The organism is Variovorax paradoxus (assembly GCF_029919115.1).
GTDB classification, from domain to species: Bacteria; Pseudomonadota; Gammaproteobacteria; order Burkholderiales; family Burkholderiaceae_C; genus Variovorax; species Variovorax paradoxus_O.
Map to the genome: position 1 here is coordinate 861745 of NZ_CP123990.1, position 20928 is coordinate 882672.

A 20928-nucleotide genomic window follows, 5' to 3' on the forward strand; every position below is an offset into this window, starting at 1 on the left:
CGCGAGCCAGATTCGGTGTTGAGCAGCTATCTTATTGATAGCTGGTTGCGCAATGGTGGCGCGCGGTGCGGATGACTCAATGCCTGAGGCCGCTGGCAAAAGCCAGGTGGGCCAACGCAGGCACAGTTGAATCAGCAGCATCAACACAAGGGACTCGCTTCGATCCGCCGGCAGCTTGGAAGCTGCAGGCTGGGTATTCCGTATCGGTGTTTCGTGGGTGTCGGCTTGACTTGGGTGCAGGGTCTGCCACTTTGCGCAATTGCGCGGGGTTTGCAGTCTCGGCGCCAAAGCGGCATCGACCTCGCAGCGTTGTCCTGGGCGTTTGACTGCAGTGATCTAAACTTCTGTCTAATCAAGCACTTACACGACCGCGCTGGTGAAAAACATTATAGGTGCGAAGCGAAGCCCCGCGGCCGCTCCAAATCCCGCAGTTCCGGATCCCGCGGCTCAAAAAGCCGCGGAGGGTGCGGGGGCGCCGCACGCCTCCATCAAATTCATTACCGTGGATGCGGAATCCGCGGGCCAGCGGCTCGACAACTTCCTGTTCCGCCACCTGAAAGGCGTGCCCAAGACGCACGTCTACCGGATCATCCGGTCGGGCGAGGTGCGCATCAACAAGGGGCGGGCGCAGGCCGAAACCCGCATCGAGGTGGGCGACGTGCTGCGGCTGCCGCCGGTGCGCATATCTGCCCGCGCCGAAGAAGGCGCCACGCCGCCCGCGCCGCCGCGCGAATTTCCGGTGCTGCTGGAGGACGACGCGGTGCTGGCCATCGACAAGCCGGCCGGGGTGGCGGTGCATGGCGGCAGCGGCGTGAGCTTTGGCGTGATCGAGCAGCTGCGTACCGCGCGGCCGGCCGCCAAGTTCCTGGAGCTGGTGCATCGGCTCGATCGCGAGACCTCGGGCATTTTGCTGGTGGCCAAGAAGCGCAGCGCACTGGTGGCGCTGCAAGACCAGTTCCGCGACCGCGAAACGGGCAAGACCTATCTTGCGCTGGTCGAGGGCGCCTGGCCCGCCAACAAGAAGGTGCTCGATGCGCCGCTTGCCAAATACCTGCTGCCGGGTGATGGCGCAGGCGCCGGCGAGCGTCGTGTGCGCGTGGTCGCCAAGGACCATCCGGACGCGATGCGCGCCGTCACGCTGGTGCGGGTGCTGGCGCGGCTCACGCTGGCCGGCGATGCCACGCCTTTGTCATTGCTGGCGGTCACCATCAAGACCGGCCGCACGCACCAGATTCGCGTGCACCTTGCTTCGGCCGGCCACCCGATTGCCGGTGACGACAAGTACGGCGACTTCGAACGCCAGCGCGCGTTGCAAAAACTCGGCCTCAAGCGCATGTTCCTGCATGCCTGGCGTTTGCAGTTCAGCCATCCCTCGACCGGCGAGCGCGTGGCGCTGCAGGCCGGCTTGCCGCCTGAACTGCACGGCTTGATGCCGCCGCAGGCGCTCGAGGCGCTTGCCCAACATCCCACTCCCACGGCCAATGACTGATTCTTCCCGCCCCCTGCGCTTCGACCTGATCGCCTTCGATTGGGACGGCACGCTTTACGACTCCACCCGGCTCATCGTGCGCTGCATCCAGGCGGCGGTGATCGACGTCGGCGGCGCCAAGCCGAGCGAAAACGACGCCGCCTGGGTCATCGGCCTGGGCTTGGCCGAGGCCCTGGCGCGTGCGGCGCCCGATGTGCCGAAGGAAAAATACGCCGAACTCGGCGCGCGCTACCGCTATCACTACCTGCAGCACCAGGACGACCTGGTGCTTTTCGACGGAGTGCTCCAGATGATCGACGCCCTGCGCGCGCGCGGCCACAAGCTTGCCGTGGCTACCGGCAAATCGCGCCGCGGATTGAACGAAGCGCTCAAGACAGTCGCGCTGCGCGACCGCTTCGACGCTTCGCGCACGGCCGACGAGACATTCGGCAAACCGCATCCGCGCATGCTGCTGGAACTGATGGAAGAACTCGAGGTGCCGGCCGAACGCACCCTGATGATCGGCGACACCACGCATGACCTGCAGCTGGCGCTCAACGCCGGTTGCGCGAGCGTGGGCGTGAGCTACGGCGCACACGAACCCGAAAGCTTCGACGAGCTGAAGCCGTTGTTCGTTGCCCATTCGGTGGCCAGCCTCGAGGCCTGGCTCCTGGACAACGCCTGAGCGAAGATCTTGCGATGAGCGAAGAAGAGCCCATTCCCCTTTGCAACGCCTCGGACCTGGTCGAAGGCAGCCTCGCCGTACCTTTCGACGTGGTCTACGGCGGCGAAACCTGCCGTGCTTTTGCAGTGCGCTTCGAAGGGCAGCCGCACGCCTACCTGAACCGATGCAGCCACGTGGCCATGGAAATGGATTTCCAGCCCGACCGCTTCTTCGACGACAGCGGCCAGTGGCTGCTCTGCGCCACGCACGGCGCGGTCTACAAGCCGGACACGGGCGAGTGCGCCGGCGGCCCGTGCCGCGGCGGCCTCGTGAAGATCGCCCTCAGCGAACGTGACGGCGTGGTGCACTGGCATACTGCCTGGAACCTCCATCCCCTGACTTTTTGACAATGACCGACCCGAACCGCACGGAACCTGAAGGTTTTGATCCTTTTGAGCCGGCCACTCCCATTGCGTCCTCGCAGGGCGCGCCGAAGAACATGGCCAAAGATCCCACGCAGCGTCCCGGATGGGAACGTGCAACGCTGGAGAAGCTCGCCTTCGCTTCCCTGAACGAACAGAAGGCCGCGCGCCGCTGGAAGACCTTCACGCGTCTTTCGTGGCTCGCCTTCTTCATCTTCCTGGTCTGGCTCGCAATGTCGCGCAGCACGCCGAGCACCGCCAAGACCACGGCCCACACGGCCGTCGTCGAGATCAAGGGCGAAATTGCCAATGGCGGCGATGCGAGTGCTGAATTCGTCGTGGCTGCAATGAAAACAGCCTTCGAGGACGAGGGCGCCAAGGGCATCGTGCTACTCATCAATTCGCCTGGCGGAAGCCCCGTGCAGGCCGGCATCATCAGCGATGAGATCAAGCGCCTCAAAGCCAAGCACAAGAAGCCGGTGTACGCGGTGGTCGAAGAAACCTGCGCCTCGGCCGCTTATTACATTGCGGCCGCCACCGACAAGATCTTTGTCGACAAGGCGAGCATCGTCGGCAGCATCGGCGTGCTGATGGACGGTTTCGGCTTTACCGGCGTGATGGACAAGGTTGGCGTCGAGCGCCGGCTGCTGACGGCCGGAGAGAACAAGGGCTTCCTCGACCCGTTCAGCCCGATGAGCGATGCGCAACGCGCGCATGCCCAGACCATGCTGAACCAGATTCACCAGCAGTTCATCAACGTGGTGAAGGCGGGGCGCGGCGACCGGCTCAAGCTCGATACCCCCGGCCTTTTCAGCGGGCTGTTCTGGAGCGGCGAACAAGCTGTCGAGTTCGGCTTGGCGGATCAGCTGGGCAACGTGGACTACGTGGCACGCGAAGTCATCAAGGCCGAAGAGGTGACCGACTACACGCGACGCGACAACGTGGCCGAAAAGCTCGCCAAGAAATTCGGCGCCGCCATGGGCGACGCCACGGTGCGCTCGCTGCAGTCCGCCGCGCCGGCGCTGCGCTAAGACTTTCCCCCGGCGGCCGGCTCAGGCGGGCTGGTCGCCGCTGTTCGTGTATCGGGCCGAGGCCGCAAGCGCCACGGCAAACACCACCACCACGTAGAGCGCGGCCGTCAGCGAACTGGCCCGCGCCAGCAGGCCGATGACCGCCGGACCGGCCATGAACCCCAGATAGGCCACGGCCGAGACGGCGGCAATGCCGGTGGCGGGTTCCACGCCCGGCACGCGCGCCGAGGCGCCGAACAGAATTGGCACGACGTTCGCGAAACCGACGCCCACGCCGGCAAAGCCGATCAGCGCGAGCCAGGGCAGGTCGGTCAGCAGCACCAGTGTCATGGCGGCGGCCGCGAGCACCCCACTACCAAGCAGCAGCGCAGCCGGTGAAAAGCGGGCGCGCATGGCGTCGCCGCCGAAGCGCGCGGCGGCCATGGCCGCCGAGAAGCTCGCGTAGGCCAGCGCGGCCTGCTTTTGCGGGCTGCCGAGTTCCTGCTGCATATAGAGCACGCTCCAGTCGTAGATGGCGCCCTCGGCAATCAGGCCGAGCGCTGCGAGCACGCCCAGCACCGCGAGCGCGCCGCGGGGTAGCCGGAACTTGCGGTCTGCGGCAGTTGCATCGCTTGCGGCCGGCGGGTTGGGCAGCATGCGCATCGAAGACACGGCCACCAGGAGCGCCATGGCGCTCGCAACCCACAGCAGGTGCGCCTGCGCGCCCAGGCCGGCGGCGAGTGCGGCGCTGCCGCTCGCGGCACCGGCCATGCCGCCCAGGCTGAACATGCCGTGCATGCCGCTCATCAGCGGCGTGCCGCCATGCAGTTCGAGCTGCGCCGCTTCGGTATTGATGGCCACGTCGAACACGCTGGTCACCAGGCCGAAGGCCGCCAGCAGCGCCAGCAGGGCAGGGTAGCCGGGCATGGCGATGAGTCCGGCCAGCAGCAGCGCATAGACGCAGCCGCAGGCCGCCGCCATGCGCCGCGGACCGTGGCGGCCGATCCAGCGGCCGGCGCTGGTCAGGCCGTACATCGCTCCGGCACCGGCCGCAAGCATCGCCAGGCCGAGCTGGGCCTCGTCGATGCCGTAGTGAGCCTTGACGGTGGGAACGTGCACGCCCCAGGTCGCGAAGATGAAACCCGAAGAAAAAAACTGCGCGCGCGAGGCCCAGCGGGTGCTGGCGGTGACCACCATCGTCAACGCCCGATCGCGAACACCGCGGGCAGGCGTTCGTCCGTAGCGGCGCCGGGCGCCTTGGCGCGCCAGGCTTTCACCGTTTCGCTGCGCACGTGTGCGGTCGCCAGCGTCAGGCCGCGGGCCACCGCGAGCCGGGTGTTGTGCTGCAGCGTTTGAACCAGCGCCTGGAGCAGGGCGGCGTTGCGGTAAGGGGTTTCGATGAACAACTGCGTCTGGCCCGACTTGAGCGCCAGCGTCTCGAGTTCGCGGATGCGGCTTTGGCGTTCGCCCGAATCCTGCGGCAGGTAACCGACGAAAGCGAAGTTCTGGCCGTTGAGTCCGCTGGCGGCCAGTGCCAGCAGCAGCGACACCGGGCCGGTGAGCGGCACGACGGAAATGCCCAGGTCGTGCGCAGCGCGTGCCACCGAAGAGCCTGGGTCGGCCACCGCCGGCATCCCGGCCTCGCTCAGGAGTCCGATGTCATGGCCTTCGAGCGCCGCAGCCAGCAAGGGCCGGGCATCGAATTGGCCCGCGTGGTCGCCTTTTTTATGGACTTCGCGCGGCAATTCGCGGATGTCTTGCGCCTGCAGCGGCGCCGCCAGCGGAGCGACGGCGTCGATCCGCTTCAGGTAGGCGCGGGCGGACTTGGCGTTTTCGCAGATCCAGTGCGTGATGCCGGCGGCTGCCTGAAGCGTGCCGAGGGGCAGGGCGTCCTGGAGCGGTGCCTGGGTGTCGCAGCCGAAATCGAGCGGCGCGGGTACGAGATAGAGCTTGCCCGTCGTCACAGCAATTCGACTCCGGCGGAACGCAGCATGCGGCAGGTTCGGATCAGCGGCAGGCCGACGAGGGCTGTGGGGTCATCGCTGTCGATGGCGCTCAGCAATGCGATGCCGAGTCCTTCGCTCTTGGCGCTGCCCGCGCAGTCGTAGGGCTGTTCGGCCCGCAGGTAGCGCTCGATGGCCGCATCGTCGAGGTCCCGGAAAACGACCCGAACCAGCGCCACGTCGCGTTCGACGAAGCCGGTGGCTTGGCAAACGACGGCCACGGCCGTCTGGAATATCAGCGTTTGGCCGCGCATCTTGCGCAACTGGGCCGTGGCGCGCGCGTGATCGCCGGGCTTGCCGAGCGCCTCGCCGGCCAGGTCGGCCACCTGGTCCGAGCCGATGACGACGGCTTCGGGAAAGCGAGCCGCCACGGCGCGGGCCTTTTCCAGTGCCAGGCGCTCAGCCAGTTCGCGCGGGGTCTCGCCAGGAAGTGCGGTTTCGTCGACTTCCGGCGGCTGCACGTCGAAGGGCAAATGAAGGCGGTTCAGCAGTTCGCGCCGGTAGCGCGAGGTCGAGGCGAGGATCAAGGGGCGTTGCATGGAGACGATTGTGCGTGAGCCCGCAAGAGCCTTTGGCCGCACCGCGCCAATTCCCCCGGCGGGCGCGCTAGACTGGTGCGGATGAAGAGAGAATTTGTTCCCCGGCGGCTCGACGTGGCCGCCTTTGCCGCTGAAGCCGCGGTGCTGTCAGCTGACGACCCGGTGCCCGATTACTCCCGGCTGGCGCAAGAACTGGCTGCACCGGCGCCGGAAGCCTTGGTGCACTGGGAGGCGACTGGCGAACAGCGCACCGGCGCTGACGGCAAGGCCGAACCCTGGCTGCACTTGGTAGCCGAAACAACGGTGCCGCTGGTGTGCCAGCGCTGCCTGGCACCGGTTGATACGCTTGTTGCATCCGACCGCTGGTTCCGTTTTGTGGCCGATGAGGCCACGGCAGATGCCGAAGACGACGAATCCGAAGAAGACCTGCTGGTCGTGAGCCGCGATTTCGACCTCCATGCGCTCATCGAGGACGAACTTTTGATGGAAATCCCCGTCATGCCTGTCCACGAGGTCTGCCCGACGCCGATCCAGCTTTCGTCCAGCGACGAGGACTTCAAGGCGGCCGAAGAGGCCAAGCCCAACCCGTTTGCGGTGCTCGGTGCGTTGCGTTCGCGCAAGCCGGAAGAGGGCAAGTAGCCCTTTCCCGCAGGCTGGGCTATAATCATGGGCTTCGCGCGCGCCGCCGTGAGCAGCAAGACAGGCCAAGGCATTCCATACATGCCGCTGTATTGCCACTGCAAGAGAGCGCATCCAATCACTCACCTAACAGTCCAGGAGCCATCATGGCCGTCCAGCAAAACAAGAAGTCGCCTTCCAAGCGCGGCATGCACCGTTCCCACAATGCGCTGGTCGTGCCCGGCATTGCCGTGGAGCCGACCACCGGTGAAACGCACCTGCGTCACCACATCAGCCCGAACGGTTTCTACCGTGGCCGTCAGGTCCTCAAGAACAAGTCCGAAGCCTGATTTCGCATCCCAAGGCCGAGGCCCGAAGCTACTTTTGCTGTAGCGTCGGGCCTTTGTTTTGATGGTTACGTCTTCCTCCTCCGAATCTGCCGCCGCACCCGGTGCGATCACGCTTGCCGTGGATTGCATGGGTGGCGACCATGGGCCGCGCGTCACGCTAGCGGCCTGCCGGGCCTTTCTTGATCGGCATGCGGAAGCGTCGCTGCTGCTGGTCGGCGCACCTGCCGCATTGGCTGGTTTTGGCGAGCACCCTAGGGCGCGCATCGTTGCAGCCAGCGAAGTGGTCGGCATGGACGACCCGGTCGAGATCGCATTGCGCAAGAAGAAAGACTCTTCAATGCGGATCGCGATCCAGCAGGTCAAGGATGGTGCCGCCCAAGCGGCCATTTCGGCCGGCAACACCGGCGCATTGATGGCAATTGCGCGCTACCTCCTCAAAACGCTCGACGGCATCGACCGCCCCGCCATTGCGCCGCAGTTGCCGAACATCAAGGGCGGCGCTACCACCGTGCTCGATTTGGGCGCGAATGTCGATTGCGACGCCGAAGATTTGTTGCAATTTGCCGTGCTGGGCTCGGCGCTGGTTTCCGCGCTCACGGGCAACGAGTCGCCTTCGGTCGGCTTGCTCAATGTGGGCGAAGAGGCGATCAAGGGCAGTGAAACAATCAAAAAAGCGAGTCAACTGCTTCGTACTGCGGCTAATTCCAAAGATTTGAACTTCTACGGAAACGTGGAAGGCAACGATATCTTCAAGGGAACGACCGACATCGTCGTATGTGACGGCTTTGTTGGGAACGTTGCTCTGAAGGCCAGCGAAGGCGTCGCGTCGATGATCGGTGAATTCATTCGCGTGGAATTTTCGCGAAGCATTTTTACCAAGGCTGCGGCTATCGTTGCCTATCCGGTGCTAAAAGCGTTTAAAAATCGCCTGGATCACCGTCGTTACAACGGCGCGGCCTTGCTGGGCCTGCGCGGCCTGGTTTTCAAGAGCCATGGCTCGGCTGACGAAGTGGCTTTCGGCCATGCGCTGGATCGCGCTTATGATGCCGCTCGCAACAACCTGCTCGATCGCGTGCGGGCCCGCATTGCCCACGCCGCGCCTTTACTTGCGCGGCAGGAGCCAGCGGTGCCAGCGGACGCGACGGCCCTTCACGCTTGATGAGCCCTTTTTCACGCATCACCGGCACCGGCAGCTATCTGCCTCCGCGCCGGGTGACCAACGACGACCTTGCCAAGGAACTGGCGACGCGCGGCATCGAAACTTCGGACCAGTGGATCGTCGAGCGCACCGGCATCCATGCGCGCCACTTTGCCGCGCCCGAGGTAACGAGCAGCGATCTCGGCCTTGAAGCCGCCCGCAACGCACTCGAGGCGGCGGGACGCAAGGCCGAAGAGATCGAACTGATCATCGTGGCCACCTCGACGCCCGACATGGTGTTTCCGTCGTCGGCCGCCATTCTCCAGAACAAGCTCGGCATTGCCGGTTGCCCGGCGTTCGACGTCCAGGCGGTCTGTAGCGGCTTTGTCTATGCGCTGACTGTGGCCGACGCCATGATCCGCACCGGCACTGCGCGTTGCGCGCTGGTGGTCGGCGCCGAAGTGTTTTCGCGCATTCTCGATTTCAACGACCGCACCACTTGCGTGCTATTCGGCGACGGCGCCGGCGCCGTCGTGCTCGAGGCGAGCGAAGAGCCCGGTATTCTGGCAAGCGACCTGCATGCCGACGGCAAGCATGTCGGCATTCTTTGCGTGCCGGGCCATGTGTCGGGCGGCAACGTGCTGGGTACGCCCCTGCTGCACATGGACGGCCAGGCCGTGTTCAAGCTTGCGGTGCGAGTGCTCGAAGAAGCCGCCCGCGCCACGCTCGCGAAAGCAGGCAAGACCGACGCCGACATCGACTGGCTCATTCCGCACCAGGCCAACATCCGCATCATGGAAGGCACGGCCAAGAAGCTGAAGCTTCCCCGCGAGAAGCTCATCGTCACGGTCAACGAGCACGGCAATACCTCGGCCGCCTCGATCCCGCTGGCACTCGATGAGGCGGTGCGGTCCGGCAAGGTGAAAAAGGGCGAGACCCTCATGCTTGAAGGCGTGGGCGGCGGCTTCACCTGGGGTGCGGTGCTATTGAATCTGTAGCGTATTGCGACGCCCCATGGACGGGCCGCAGTGCGACATCGACGTATAGAACAATGAAATCCTTCGCTTTTGTCTTTCCGGGTCAGGGCTCGCAGGCTGTCGGCATGCTGGACGCCTGGGGCGATCATCCGGCCGTGGTTGAAACCCTGCGTGAGGCCTCCGAAGCTCTCGGCGAAGACATCGCGGCGCTGATCAAGAACGGTCCCAAGGAAGAGCTGGCGCTTACCACCAACACCCAACCGGTAATGCTGGTGGCCGGTGTGGCCGCCTGGCGCGCCTGGCTGGCCGAAGGCGGCGCGGCCCCTTCCGTGGTGGCGGGGCATTCGCTGGGCGAATACTCCGCGCTGGTGGCTTCCGGCGTGCTCACGCTGGCGCAAGCCGCGCCGCTGGTGCGTTTTCGTGCTCGGGCCATGCAGCAGGCAGTGCCCGTGGGGGTTGGCGCGATGGCGGCCGTGCTCGGCATGGAATCCGGCAAAGTCGTGGCGGGTTGCGCGGAAGCTACCGCGTCCTTCGATGCCGGGAGCACCGAGATCGTCGAGGCGGTGAATTTCAACGACCCGATGCAAACCGTGATCGCGGGCAGCAAGGCGGCCGTCGACAAGGCCTGCGAGCTGCTCAAGGCCAATGGCGCCAAGCGTGCGCTGCTCTTGCCCGTGTCGGCGCCGTTCCATTCGAGCCTGATGAAGCCCGCGGCCGAAGCGCTGCGCGAAAAGCTCAGCACCATCACCCTCGCTGCGCCTCAGATTCCAGTACTCAACAATATCGACGTGGCTGTCGAAACCGACCCGGCCCGCATCCGCGAAGCCCTGGTGCGCCAGGCTGCCGGCCCGGTTCGCTGGGTTGAAAGCGTGCAGGCCTTGAAACTGCGCGGCGTAGCCGCCATCATCGAGTGCGGGCCCGGCAAGGTGCTGGCCGGAATGGCCAAGCGCATCGCCCCCGAGCTCGAAGCCGCATCGGTATACGACCCGGCAACGCTCGCGGACACCCGTCAACTGCTCGCCGCCTGAACGGCGAAAGGCCCGGATACTTCTTTTATGAGCATTCCCAAATTCGAAGGGCAAGTCGCCCTTGTTACCGGCGCGTCGCGCGGCATTGGCGCAGCAATCGCACTCGAGCTGGCACAGCGCGGCCTGAAGGTGGTCGGCACCGGTACCACCGAAGACGGTGCGGCAAAGATCACTTCGGCCCTCAGCGCCTTCGACGGCCGCGGCCGTGCACTCGACGTGAACGACGGCGCGGCTGTCGAGGCATTGATCGATGAAATCGTGAAGGCCTACGGCGCCATCCACGTGCTGGTCAACAACGCCGGCATCACGCGCGACACGCTCGCCATGCGCATGAAGGACGACGACTGGGATGCCGTGCTCGACACCAATCTCAAGGCGGTATTCGGCCTTTCGCGCGCCGTGATTCGCCCGATGATGAAGCAGCGGTATGGCCGCATCATCAGCATCACAAGCGTGGTCGGCGCTTCCGGCAATGCCGGCCAAGCCAACTACGCGGCAGCCAAGGCCGGTGTGGCGGGCATGACCCGCGCGCTGGCACGTGAACTCGGCAGCCGCAACATCACGGTCAACTGCGTTGCCCCCGGCTTCATCGAAACCGACATGACGGCCAGCCTGCCCGAAGCACAGCAACGGGCGCTGCTGCAGCAGATTCCGCTGGGCCACTTGGGCAAGCCGGCGGACATCGCGCATGCTGTAGCCTATCTCGCATCGCCCCAGGCTTCCTATGTGACGGGGCAGGAACTGCACGTCAACGGCGGCATGCACATGTAATAGCCGCAAGGCGCAATCTTTCCCCGCCCCGGGTGCACGGCAAATGCCACAATGCGCCCGGCTAAAATCCACCGATTACCTACAACCCTCAGAGGGAACCAAATGAGCGATATCGAAGCACGTGTCAAGAAAATCATCGCCGAGCAACTCGGCGTGGAAGAGTCCCAAGTAACGAACGAAAAGGCCTTCGTGGCCGACCTCGGCGCGGACTCGCTCGACACGGTCGAACTGGTGATGGCACTCGAAGACGAATTCGGCATTGAAATTCCGGATGAAGACGCCGAGAAGATCACCACGGTGCAAAACGCCGTCGACTACGCCACCAAGAATCAAAAGGCCTGATCGGGCCGGCTGCAACTGCGACGGCCGGCGGCGCTTCTATCCAGCCCCGTACGCGCCGCCAGCAGCTGTTCAGCGCTTCCAGAAAGGTTTGCCGGCATGACCAAACGCCGCGTCGTCGTGACCGGACTCGGTTGCATCGCTCCTGTCGGAAACACCGCAACCGAATCCTGGGCCAACCTGTTGGCCGGGAAGTCGGGTATTGCGAACATCACCGCTTTCGATGCAAGCGCCTTCGCCTGCAAGTTCGCAGGTGAGGTGAAGGGTTTCGACATCACCCAATACATCTCGGAGAAAGAAGCGCGCCACATGGACCGCTTCATTCATCTGGGGCTTGCCGCCGCCATGCAGGCGGTGCAAGACAGCGGACTGCCGACCGGCGAAGCGCTGTCGTACGAAGAAGCCGTGCGCATCGGATGCAACATCGGCTCGGGCATCGGCGGCTTGCCGATGATCGAAGAAACGCACGGCGAATATGCGAGCCGCGGTCCGCGCCGCATTTCGCCGTTCTTCGTGCCGGCTTCCATCATCAACATGATCTCGGGCCACGTCTCGATCAAGTACGGCTTCAAGGGCCCGAACATCGCCGTCGTGACCGCCTGCACCACGGGCCTGCACGCCATTGGCACGTCTGCACGCATGATCGAATACGGCGATGCCGACGTCATGATCGCGGGCGGCGCCGAGTCGACCATTTCTCCGCTCGGCATCGGCGGCTTTACAGCGCCGCGTGCACTGAGCACGCGCAACGACGATCCCGCCGCGGCCTCGCGTCCGTGGGACAAGGACCGCGACGGCTTCGTGCTCGGCGAGGGCGCCGGCGTGCTGGTGCTCGAAGAGTACGAACACGCCAAGGCGCGCGGCGCCAAGATCTATGCGGAAGTGGCGGGCTTCGGCCTGACCGGCGACGCATACCACATGACGGCTCCCGACGTCGACGGCCCGCGCCGCTCGATGGCCATGGCGCTCGCCAATGCAGGCGTGAATGCGGACCAGGTGCAGTATCTGAATGCCCATGGCACTTCCACGCAGATCGGCGACCTCAACGAGACCAATGCGGTCAAGCTTGCCTTCGGCGATCACGCGAAGAAGCTGGTCGTGAACTCGACCAAGTCGATGACCGGCCACTTGCTGGGCGGCGCCGGCGGCATCGAGTCGGTGTTCACGGTGCTCGCACTGCATCACCAGAAGAGCCCGCCGACGATCAACATCTTCAACCAGGATCCGGAGTGCGACCTCGACTACTGCGCCAATACGGCGCGCGATCTCAAGATCGATGTCGCGGTCAAGAACAACTTCGGCTTCGGCGGCACCAACGGCACGCTGGTGTTCAAGCGCGCTTGAGCCTTGCTCTTTCATGCACAGCGCGCCGTCGGTGACCTATCCGGTGGGGCGCTCGCGTGGCGCCACCCGGATTCTGATTGCCACGTGGGCCTTGGGCGCTTGCTGCGCAGGCCTTTCGTGCTATTTATTCGATAGTGCCGGCTGGCGCCAGTTGCTGCTGGTCCTGAGTGTGCTGTTCTCGGGTATTGCGGCTGCGGTCGGGCTGCGAAGCGATGGTGCCGGGGTTTTGCATTTCGACGGGCTCCACTGGGCCCTGACGGGCACGGACAGGGGCCGAGCCGTTCGGGCGGCGCGAGCTTCCGTGGCGCTCGATCTTCAATCGCTGCTCCTGGTCCGGCTGACCCAGCCAAGCCGTGCCGCACGGTGGATTTGGATCGAACAGCGCGCCATGCCGGAGCGCTGGCGCGATTTGCGCCGTGCGGTATATTCGCGCCCCCCTTCTGCATCGCCCGCCGGCGAGCCTTGGCGAGCGACCGCGCCCGCCGATGCGCCCTGACTGCTCGATGACCACTTCTCCGCCGCCAGTGCCCCCGGACTCCGGCTTGACCGATGTGTCCGCCGAGACGCCGCGCCCGGGCGAAGTCGACCTTCAACTGGTTCAGCGCACGGTTGCCGGTGACCAGAAAGCATTCGAACTGCTGGTTATCAAGTACCAGCGCCGGATCGAGCGCCTGATCGGGCGCATGGTGCGCGATGTCGACCTGGTCGAAGACATCGCCCAGGAAACCTTTATCCGGGCTTATAGGGCACTTCACCAGTTTCGCGGCGACGCCCAGTTCTACACCTGGCTGTACCGGATCGCGGTCAACACCGCCAAGAAGGCGCTTGTCGACATGAAGCGCGACCCGACCATCTCCGAAAGCGCCATGAGGCCGTCTTCTGAAGAAGACGATGAAACTTACCGCCCCGGAAACGAACCAATCAGCGACGAAACCCCCGAATCGGTCTTGGCGGCGAACGAAATCGCCCGCGTGGTCGAGGCGGCCATGGACGCGCTGCCTTCCGAATTGCGCCAGGCGGTCACCTTGCGCGAGATCGAGGGCATGAGTTACGAAGAGATTGCCGAGGTCATGGATTGCCCTATCGGCACGGTGCGCTCGCGTATTTTCCGGGCGCGCGAGGCCATTTCGGCCAGGGTCAAACCGCTGCTGGACAACCAGTCCGGCAAGCGTTGGTAGGTAAGCAGGTGAATGAAATGAATCAGACGATGACGGCTCTTGAACAAGTGTCCGCACTGGCGGACGGTCATTTGCAGGGCGAAGACTTCGCGCGGGCCATTGACGCCGTCTGCGCTGAAGACGATGCGCGTGGTGCCTGGCGGTCCTATCACCTGGTGGGTGACATCCTGCGCTCGGGCGCGCACACGCCTTGCAGCGACACTGATGCCTTCCTGACGCGGTTCCAGCAGCGGCTTGCTGCCGAGCCTGTGGCCGCTACCCCGGTGCTGGCACCGGTGACGGCAGCCAAGGTGATCACGCTGCAGCGCAGGGCCGACGCAGCCAACGAGCCGGTGTTCCGCTGGAAGCTGGTGGCCGGCGCCGCATCGCTGGTGGCGGTGGCCGCCATCAGTTGGACCCTGGTCGGCAACGGAGCGGGGTTCTCGTCCCCGGGACCCCAGATTGCGGTCCAGCAGCAACCGGCTGCCAATTCGGTGCTGGCCGCCGCTGCCAACAACAGTTCGTCGCCCGCCGCCCAAACGCTCACGCCGACCCGTGTGGTGGTTGGCGGCGGCAGTCCGCAGGTCATGCTGCGCGATCCGCGCCTGGACCAACTGCTCGAGGCGCACCAACAAGCCGGCGGCGCTTCGCAAATGCCTTCAGGCTTTCTGCGCAACGCGACCTTCGAGGGGCCCACGCGCTGATTGCGCGCCCCGTCGTCGCTTCAATGACCGTTCAGATGCCGATCTCCGTACGCGCGTTTGCGCTGGTGTTCGCTGCTTTTTGTCTTGCGCAGATCGCGACCGCGCAGCCCCGTTCGGGCCCGGTAAATGCCAAGGGCGCGGCCCTGGCGCAGGCTGGCGACGCGCCGCCTCCCATGGGCGTTGTCGAGTGGCTTCAGCGCATGCACACCGGAGCCAGGCAGCGCAATTACGTCGGCACTTTCGTCGTGTCGGCGGCCGGCGGCGATTTGTCGAGTGCTCGCATCTGGCATGTGCGCGACGGCGACCTGCAGATCGAGCGCATCGAAGCGCTGTCGGGGCCGCCGCGCTCGACATTCAGGCGCAATCACCATGTGATGACCTTCCTGCCGGAGGCAAAGGTCGTCAAGGTGGAAAAGCGCGAGAACCTCGACATTTTTCCCAACCTGCCCGACAAGCCCGATTCATCGGTCGGCGACTTCTACGATGTGCGGGCCATCGGCAAGGACCGTGTAGCGGGCTTCGATGCCGATGTGGTGCAACTCGTGCCGCACGATACATTGCGTTTCGGCTATCGCATCTGGAGCGAGCGCCGTTCCGGCCTCGTGATCAAGCTGCAGACGGTGGACGGCGAATCCCGCGTGGTGGAGCAGTCGGCATTCTCCGAACTGCAGCTCGATGCGCCAGTGAAGGCGCAGGCCATCGCGCAGATGATGAACAACACCGGCGGCTACCGCATCGAGAAGCTGGAACTCGAGCGCACCAGCGCGCAGGACGAAGGCTGGGTTCTCAAGACGCCTGTGGCCGGCTTCAAGCCGCGCAGCTTCTATCGACGCCCGGCAGGCAGTGACAAAAACGGGCAGGACCGCACCGTTCAGTGGACCTTCTCCGATGGCCTGGCTTCGGTGTCGCTTTTCATCGAGCGCTACGATGAAAAGCGCGCACCGCGCGACGGCGTGCTTACCATTGGCGCAACCAATGCCATTCGCCGGCGGTTGCCCGAGCCGGCGAGCGACTGGTGGCTGACTGCCGTGGGCGAGGTGCCGCAGCAGACGCTCAATGCGTTTGCCCAAAGTCTCGCGCGCACACGCTGACCGGCCGCGCATGCGCAGTTGGCGCTGAACCAAGTCCGCATCACAGACTCATAGCTCTTCTTTTGGCCGCTCTGTTCTTTTGAAAGAAAACCGATGATGTTCAAAGTCGAGGGACACACGCTTCGTTCCTATCTCTTCGCATTCGGTCTGGCCTGCTCGGCCACCGCGGGCTTCCTGCCGGCAACGTCGGCCAACGCTCAGGCGCCCCAGACACCGCAAGCGCGCGGGCTGCCCGATTTCGCCGATCTCGTGGAGCAGGTGGGGCCTGCCGTGGTCGGTATTCGCACGGTCGAGAAAGTGTCCACCCGCAGCGGTGGTGGAGAAATGGACGAGGAAATGCAGGAGTTCTTCCGGCGTTTCTTCGGACAGCCGCTGCCGGGCAACCCGCGGCCGGGCCCGCGCCCGAACCGCCCTCAGCAGCCCCAGGAAGAAGAGCGCCCGCGCGGCGTGGGCTCGGGCTTCATCCTGACTGCGGACGGCTATGTCATGACCAATGCCCACGTGATCGAGGATGCGTCGGAGATCCTGGTCACCCTCACCGACAAGCGCGAGTTCAAGGCCAAGCTCATCGGCGCCGACAAGCGCAGCGACGTCGCCGTGGTCAAGATCGAGGCAACCGGCCTGCCGGTAGTGAAGGTCGGCGACATCTCGCGGCTGCGCGTCGGCGAATGGGTGATGGCCATCGGCTCGCCTTTCGGCCTTGAGAACACCGTGACCGCCGGCATCGTGAGCGCGAAGCAGCGTGACACCGGCGACCTGGTGCCGCTCATCCAGACGGACGTTGCCATCAACCCCGGCAACTCCGGAGGACCGCTTATCAACCTGCGCGGCGAGGTGGTCGGCATCAACAGCCAGATCTACTCGCGCTCGGGTGGCTACATGGGCATTTCGTTCTCGATTCCCATCGACGAGGCGATTCGCGTCAGCGACCAGTTGCGCGCCACGGGCCGCGTTTCGCGCGGCCTGATCGGCGTGACCATCGGCTCGGTGTCGAAGGACGTGGCCGAGTCCCTTGGCCTGGGCAAGGCGCGCGGCGCCGTGGTGAGCAGCGTGGTGCCGGGCTCGGCAGCCGACAAGGCCGGCGTGCGCGAAGGCGACATCATCACCAAGTACGGCGACAAGGTCATCGAAACGCCGAGCGATCTCTCGCGCTCGGTCGCCAGCACCAAGCCGGGCGTCAAGAGCACGCTGACCGTGTTCCGCAACGGCAGTTCGCGTGAACTTTCGATCACCGTTGCGGAGGGCGATCCGGAAGCCAAGCCTTCGAGCAAGCGCCAGTCGGATCGCGAGGAACCGCAAGCCAAGCCGTCGTCCACGGCCGGAAAGTCGATCGGCCTGGTGGTCAGCGACCTGACCGACGCGCAGAAGAAAGAGCTCAAGGCGCGCGGCGTGCGCATTGACGCGGCGACCGATGCCGCCGCACGGGCCGGTTTGCGCGAGGGCGACGTGATCCTCTCGGTCGGCAACATCGAAGTGACAAGCGTCAAGGAATTCGAGTCCGCCCTGGCCAAGGCCGACAAGAACAAGCCGCTCAGCGTGCTGTTCCGCCGTGGCGAGTGGGCGCAATATGCCCTGATCCGACCCGCACGCTGAACTGGCGCTGCCGTCAAGTGGCCCCACCCGACAGTCGGGTTTGGGGCCTTTTTTTGAGGTCTTTGCCACGGTCGGAAGCCCGCTTCAAAAAATTTTTTGGGCCGGGGAGAGTCGTTATTATGTTGGTGTTCACTAACTTTCCAATGGGCTTAGGACGGTTTTCGGTAGAATAGGAGCCAGCGGGCGGTGGGCCCATGCATAAGGAAGGTGAATTCCTTCACGATGCGAGATGTCAGACAGCAGTCCACCGCTGCTCCACAGATCGCCCACAAGTTGTTCATCGAGTGCTCCACCGATCTTGTGGATAAGTTGTTTATATCTTTCATGTTGTGGACCCGCAACGACCCGTTTTGACCCTGTCCCCGGATGTACGTGCCTCCCTTTTTGCCTACAATGAAGTTCCAACTACTGCAGTTGCCATTGCTTGTTGGTTCAGGGCGCGTCTCCAGAAGACGCGCCCTTTTTTCTTGCCTGTCGCACTCTGCGCACGAGCCAATTCAAGTACTTAAGCGTTCCCGTTGATGAATCACATCAGAAATTTTTCGATCATTGCGCACATCGATCACGGCAAGTCGACGCTCGCCGATCGCTTGATCCAGCGTTGCGGCGGTCTCGCGGAACGCGATATGGAAGCGCAGGTGCTCGACTCGATGGACATCGAAAAAGAGCGTGGGATAACCATCAAGGCGCAGACCGCTGCGCTGCACTACAAGGCGCTCGATGGACAGGTCTACAACCTCAATCTGATCGACACGCCAGGCCACGTCGACTTCTCTTATGAAGTGAGCCGCTCGTTGTCGGCATGCGAAGGTGCGCTGCTCGTCGTCGATGCATCGCAAGGGGTCGAAGCGCAGACAGTCGCCAACTGCTACACCGCGCTCGACCTCGGCGTCGAAGTGGTGCCGGTGCTCAACAAGATGGACTTGCCGAACGCGGACCCCGACAACGCGCGCAAGGAAGTCGAAGACGTGATCGGCATCGACGCGACCGATGCGATTCCGTGTTCGGCCAAGACAGGTCTCGGCATCGAAGAGATCCTCGAAGCCATCGTGCACAAGATGCCGCCGCCGCGCGGCAACCCCGACGGCCCGCTGCGCGCGATGATTGTCGACAGCTGGTTCGATCCCTACGTGGGCGTGGTCATGCTGGTGCGCGTGGTGGACGGCCGGCTCGTCAAGGGCGAGCGCATCAAGATGATGGCATCCGGCGCCATGTACAACGCCGACAACATCGGCGTCTTCACGCCGGCCAACGAGCCGCGCGCATCGCTCGAGGCGGGCGAGGTGGGCTACATCATCGCGGGCATCAAGGAGCTGCAGGCCGCCAAGGTCGGCGACACCGTGACGCTCATCAAGCCGGGCACGGGCGGCGCGGCCGCCACCGCCACCGAGGCGCTGCCGGGCTTCAAGGAAATCCAGCCGCAGGTGTTCGCCGGGCTCTACCCGACCGAAGCCAGCGAGTACGACTCGCTGCGCGATGCGCTTGAAAAACTCAAGCTCAACGATTCGTCGCTGCGCTACGAGCCCGAGGTGAGCCAGGCGCTGGGCTTCGGTTTCCGCTGCGGCTTTCTCGGTCTGCTGCACATGGAAATCGTGCAGGAGCGGCTCGAGCGCGAGTTCGACCAAGACCTGATCACGACTGCGCCAAGCGTGGTGTACCAAGTGGTGCGCAACGACGGCGAAGTCATCATGGTCGAGAACCCGTCCAAGATGCCCGACGTCGGCAAGATGAGCGAGATTCGCGAGCCGATCGTCACCGTGCACCTCTACATGCCGCAGGAATACGTGGGCGCGGTGATGACGCTGGCCAACCAGAAGCGCGGCGTGCAGATGAACATGGCCTACCACGGCCGCCAGGTCATGCTGACCTACGAAATGCCGCTCGGCGAAATCGTGCTCGACTTCTTCGACAAGCTGAAGTCGGTCAGCCGGGGCTACGCCTCGATGGACTACGAGTTCAAGGAATATCGCGCGTCCGACGTGGTCAAGGTCGACATCCTGCTGAACGGCGAGAAGGTCGACGCGCTGTCCATCATCGTGCACCGCACCCAGTCGCAGTACCGCGGCCGGGCGGTGGTGTCGAAGATGCGCGAGATCATTTCGCGCCAGATGTTCGACGTTGCAATCCAGGCGGCCATCGGGGTGAACATCATTGCGCGTGAGACAATCAAGGCCCTGCGCAAGAACGTTCTTGCCAAGTGCTACGGCGGCGACATCACCCGCAAGAAGAAGCTGCTCGAAAAGCAGAAAGCGGGCAAGAAAAGAATGAAGCAGATCGGCTCCGTCGAGGTCCCGCAAGAGGCCTTCCTCGCGATTCTGCAAGTCGAAGACTGATCTCAAAAATGGCATTCATCACTACTCTGGTCCTCGCGGCCTTTACCGGTTACGTCGGTGCCTGGTACTTTGGTGCCATCGAAGGCAACTTCGCACTGCTCCTGTTCTGCGCCACCGTGGTCACCGGGCTCTACTGGCTGGCTGAGCGCTTCTACTTCCTGCCGCGCCGCGAACGCGCCGCCGCCGCGCTCGAGGCTTCGCTGAGCGAGCGCAACGCCCGTCTGGCGGGCCAGGGCATCACGCAGGTGGACACGGTCGACGCCAAGGCGAGCGAGCGCTTGCTGATGCAGCCGTGGTGGCTCGACTGGACGGCCGGGCTGTTCCCGGTAATTCTCGTGGTGTTCCTGCTGCGCTCGTTCCTGTACGAGCCCTTCAAGATTCCATCGGGTTCGATGATGCCGACGCTGCTCACCGGCGACCTGATCCTGGTCAACAAGTTCACCTACGGGCTTCGCCTGCCGGTCATCAATACCAAGATCACCGACGGCACCCCGCTGGCGCGCGGCGACGTGGTGGTCTTCCGCTATCCGCCCAAGCCGAGCATGGACTACATCAAGCGCGTGGTCGGCATCCCGGGCGACGAAGTGGCCTACCTGAACAAGAAGCTCACGATCAACGGCCAGCCGGTGTCCAAGAATCCGCTGCCCGACTACCTCGATGGCGATTCGATGCGCCTGCTCAAGCAGTTCACCGAAGACCTGGGTGGCAAGCAGCACAGGCTGCTCAACGACGATGCCGGTCCGGCTTTCGTTCAGGGCGCCACCGACTTCCCATTTCGCGAAAACTGCCGCTACTCCGTCGAAGGCGTGGTTTGCAAGGTACCTGCCGGCAATTACTTCATGATGGGCGACAACCGCGATAATTCGGCGGACTCCCGGTTCTGGGGTTTCGTGCCGGACAAGAACATCGTGGGCAGGGCGTTCTTTGTGTGGATGAACTTCGGCGATCTGGGTCGCATCGGTCCATTTCAATAAGTAAACAGCATTGTTCGAGGGGTAAGAGGGCATGAGAACAAATCGGTCCATCCGCAGCAGGGCCGCGCACCAGCGCGGCATCTCGTTCATCGGTCTTGTGTTTGTCGCCGCGGTGCTGGGGTGCCTGGGCGTGGTCATCGCGCAGGTCATTCCGACACTGATCGAATACCAGGCCATCGACAAGGCCGCCAACAAGGCCAAGGAAGGCACCACCGTGCCCGAAGTGCGCGCCATCTTCGACCGGGCCCAAGCCATCGACGACTTCAAGTCCGTCTCGGGCAAGGACCTCGACATCAAGAAGGTCGGCGACAAGGTCGTCGTGTCGTATGCCTACGAGCGGGAGATTCCGCTGTTCGGCCCGGCCTACCTGGTGCTCAAGTACAAAGGCGAGACCCGCTGAACGCG

Annotated in this window: 22 protein-coding genes; 19 read left to right on the forward strand and 3 right to left on the reverse strand. The window is 64.2% G+C overall.

From position 1 onward, the window contains the following. Window positions 1-376: 376 nt before the first annotated feature. The 4 genes from QHG62_RS04070 to QHG62_RS04085 are packed head-to-tail and all read left to right on the forward strand — an operon-like array spanning window position 377 to window position 3585. Window positions 377-1489, forward strand: a complete 1113-nt coding sequence (locus QHG62_RS04070) for an RluA family pseudouridine synthase (RefSeq protein WP_281149565.1) — start codon at window positions 377-379, stop codon at window positions 1487-1489. After that, on the forward strand, window positions 1482-2153 hold the full coding sequence (locus QHG62_RS04075; RefSeq protein WP_281149566.1) for an HAD family hydrolase: 672 nt from the start codon (window positions 1482-1484) through the stop codon (window positions 2151-2153). Before QHG62_RS04070 ends, QHG62_RS04075 begins: the two co-directional genes overlap by 8 nt. Window positions 2154-2167: 14 nt before the next feature. Continuing rightward, window positions 2168-2539 carry a Rieske (2Fe-2S) protein gene (locus tag QHG62_RS04080; RefSeq protein ID WP_258504727.1) on the forward strand — a complete coding sequence of 124 codons (372 nt, stop codon included), beginning with the start codon at window positions 2168-2170 and terminating at the stop codon, window positions 2537-2539. A 2-nt stretch (window positions 2540-2541) separates the two neighbouring features. Continuing rightward, on the forward strand, window positions 2542-3585 hold the full coding sequence (locus QHG62_RS04085; protein ID WP_281149568.1) for a S49 family peptidase: 1044 nt from the start codon (window positions 2542-2544) through the stop codon (window positions 3583-3585). 21 nt (window positions 3586-3606) lie between these two features. Here QHG62_RS04085 and QHG62_RS04090 read toward each other — a convergent pair whose 3' ends face one another. Genes QHG62_RS04090 through QHG62_RS04100 form a run of 3 tightly spaced genes read right to left on the reverse strand, consistent with a single transcriptional unit; the run spans window position 3607 to window position 6106 of the window. After that, window positions 3607-4761, reverse strand: coding sequence for an MFS transporter (locus QHG62_RS04090; RefSeq protein WP_281149570.1), 1155 nt, complete (start codon window positions 4759-4761; stop codon window positions 3607-3609). 2 nt (window positions 4762-4763) lie between these two features. Then, complete coding sequence (locus QHG62_RS04095) at window positions 4764-5528, reverse strand: SAM-dependent methyltransferase (RefSeq protein WP_281149571.1); 765 nt, start codon at window positions 5526-5528, stop codon at window positions 4764-4766. Further along, window positions 5525-6106, reverse strand: a complete 582-nt coding sequence (locus QHG62_RS04100; protein ID WP_281149572.1) for a Maf family protein — start codon at window positions 6104-6106, stop codon at window positions 5525-5527. Before QHG62_RS04100 ends, QHG62_RS04095 begins: the two co-directional genes overlap by 4 nt. A gap of 81 nt (window positions 6107-6187) precedes the next feature. Here QHG62_RS04100 and QHG62_RS04105 point away from each other — a divergent pair, with 81 nt between their 5' ends. The 15 genes from QHG62_RS04105 to QHG62_RS04175 all read left to right on the forward strand — a co-directional run bounded on the left by QHG62_RS04105 (window position 6188) and on the right by QHG62_RS04175 (window position 20923). Next, window positions 6188-6745 carry a YceD family protein gene (locus QHG62_RS04105; protein WP_281149573.1) on the forward strand — a complete coding sequence of 186 codons (558 nt, stop codon included), beginning with the start codon at window positions 6188-6190 and terminating at the stop codon, window positions 6743-6745. A 146-nt stretch (window positions 6746-6891) separates the two neighbouring features. Beyond that, complete coding sequence (gene rpmF / locus QHG62_RS04110; RefSeq protein ID WP_007830466.1) at window positions 6892-7074, forward strand: 50S ribosomal protein L32; 183 nt, start codon at window positions 6892-6894, stop codon at window positions 7072-7074. 61 nt (window positions 7075-7135) lie between these two features. Then, entirely contained in the window at window positions 7136-8233 is a 1098-nt protein-coding gene (plsX, locus tag QHG62_RS04115; protein WP_281149576.1) for a phosphate acyltransferase PlsX, read from the forward strand. Beyond that, on the forward strand, window positions 8233-9210 hold the full coding sequence (locus QHG62_RS04120; RefSeq protein ID WP_281149577.1) for a beta-ketoacyl-ACP synthase III: 978 nt from the start codon (window positions 8233-8235) through the stop codon (window positions 9208-9210). Before plsX ends, QHG62_RS04120 begins: the two co-directional genes overlap by 1 nt. A gap of 53 nt (window positions 9211-9263) precedes the next feature. Beyond that, window positions 9264-10217, forward strand: a complete 954-nt coding sequence (fabD, locus tag QHG62_RS04125) for an ACP S-malonyltransferase (RefSeq protein WP_281149578.1) — start codon at window positions 9264-9266, stop codon at window positions 10215-10217. 27 nt (window positions 10218-10244) lie between these two features. Beyond that, entirely contained in the window at window positions 10245-10988 is a 744-nt protein-coding gene (fabG, locus tag QHG62_RS04130; RefSeq protein WP_281149579.1) for a 3-oxoacyl-ACP reductase FabG, read from the forward strand. Window positions 10989-11090: 102 nt separating this feature from the next. Next, complete coding sequence (gene acpP, locus QHG62_RS04135; RefSeq protein WP_007830471.1) at window positions 11091-11330, forward strand: acyl carrier protein; 240 nt, start codon at window positions 11091-11093, stop codon at window positions 11328-11330. Between the two features lie 96 nt (window positions 11331-11426). Next, window positions 11427-12671 carry a beta-ketoacyl-ACP synthase II gene (gene fabF, locus QHG62_RS04140; protein ID WP_281149581.1) on the forward strand — a complete coding sequence of 415 codons (1245 nt, stop codon included), beginning with the start codon at window positions 11427-11429 and terminating at the stop codon, window positions 12669-12671. A 503-nt stretch (window positions 12672-13174) separates the two neighbouring features. Then, the gene (gene rpoE, locus QHG62_RS04145) at window positions 13175-13849 is read left to right on the forward strand and encodes an RNA polymerase sigma factor RpoE (RefSeq protein WP_281149582.1); all 675 of its coding nucleotides are present in this window, start codon (window positions 13175-13177) and stop codon (window positions 13847-13849) included. Between the two features lie 29 nt (window positions 13850-13878). Continuing rightward, window positions 13879-14532, forward strand: coding sequence for a sigma-E factor negative regulatory protein (locus QHG62_RS04150; protein ID WP_432445581.1), 654 nt, complete (start codon window positions 13879-13881; stop codon window positions 14530-14532). Window positions 14533-14555: 23 nt separating this feature from the next. Then, entirely contained in the window at window positions 14556-15623 is a 1068-nt protein-coding gene (locus QHG62_RS04155) for a MucB/RseB C-terminal domain-containing protein (protein ID WP_432445582.1), read from the forward strand. A 93-nt stretch (window positions 15624-15716) separates the two neighbouring features. Next, window positions 15717-17216: a DegQ family serine endoprotease gene (locus tag QHG62_RS04160; protein ID WP_281149585.1), complete on the forward strand. Its 1500-nt coding sequence runs from the start codon at window positions 15717-15719 to the stop codon at window positions 17214-17216. Window positions 17217-17737: 521 nt separating this feature from the next. Further along, window positions 17738-19549: a translation elongation factor 4 gene (gene lepA / locus QHG62_RS04165; RefSeq protein ID WP_258504750.1), complete on the forward strand. Its 1812-nt coding sequence runs from the start codon at window positions 17738-17740 to the stop codon at window positions 19547-19549. An 8-nt stretch (window positions 19550-19557) separates the two neighbouring features. Further along, entirely contained in the window at window positions 19558-20523 is a 966-nt protein-coding gene (gene lepB / locus QHG62_RS04170) for a signal peptidase I (RefSeq protein WP_281149586.1), read from the forward strand. Window positions 20524-20554: 31 nt separating this feature from the next. Beyond that, a complete protein-coding gene (locus QHG62_RS04175) occupies window positions 20555-20923 on the forward strand; it encodes a DUF4845 domain-containing protein (RefSeq protein ID WP_281149588.1) in 369 nt (122 codons plus the stop codon). Window positions 20924-20928 lie beyond the last annotated feature (5 nt).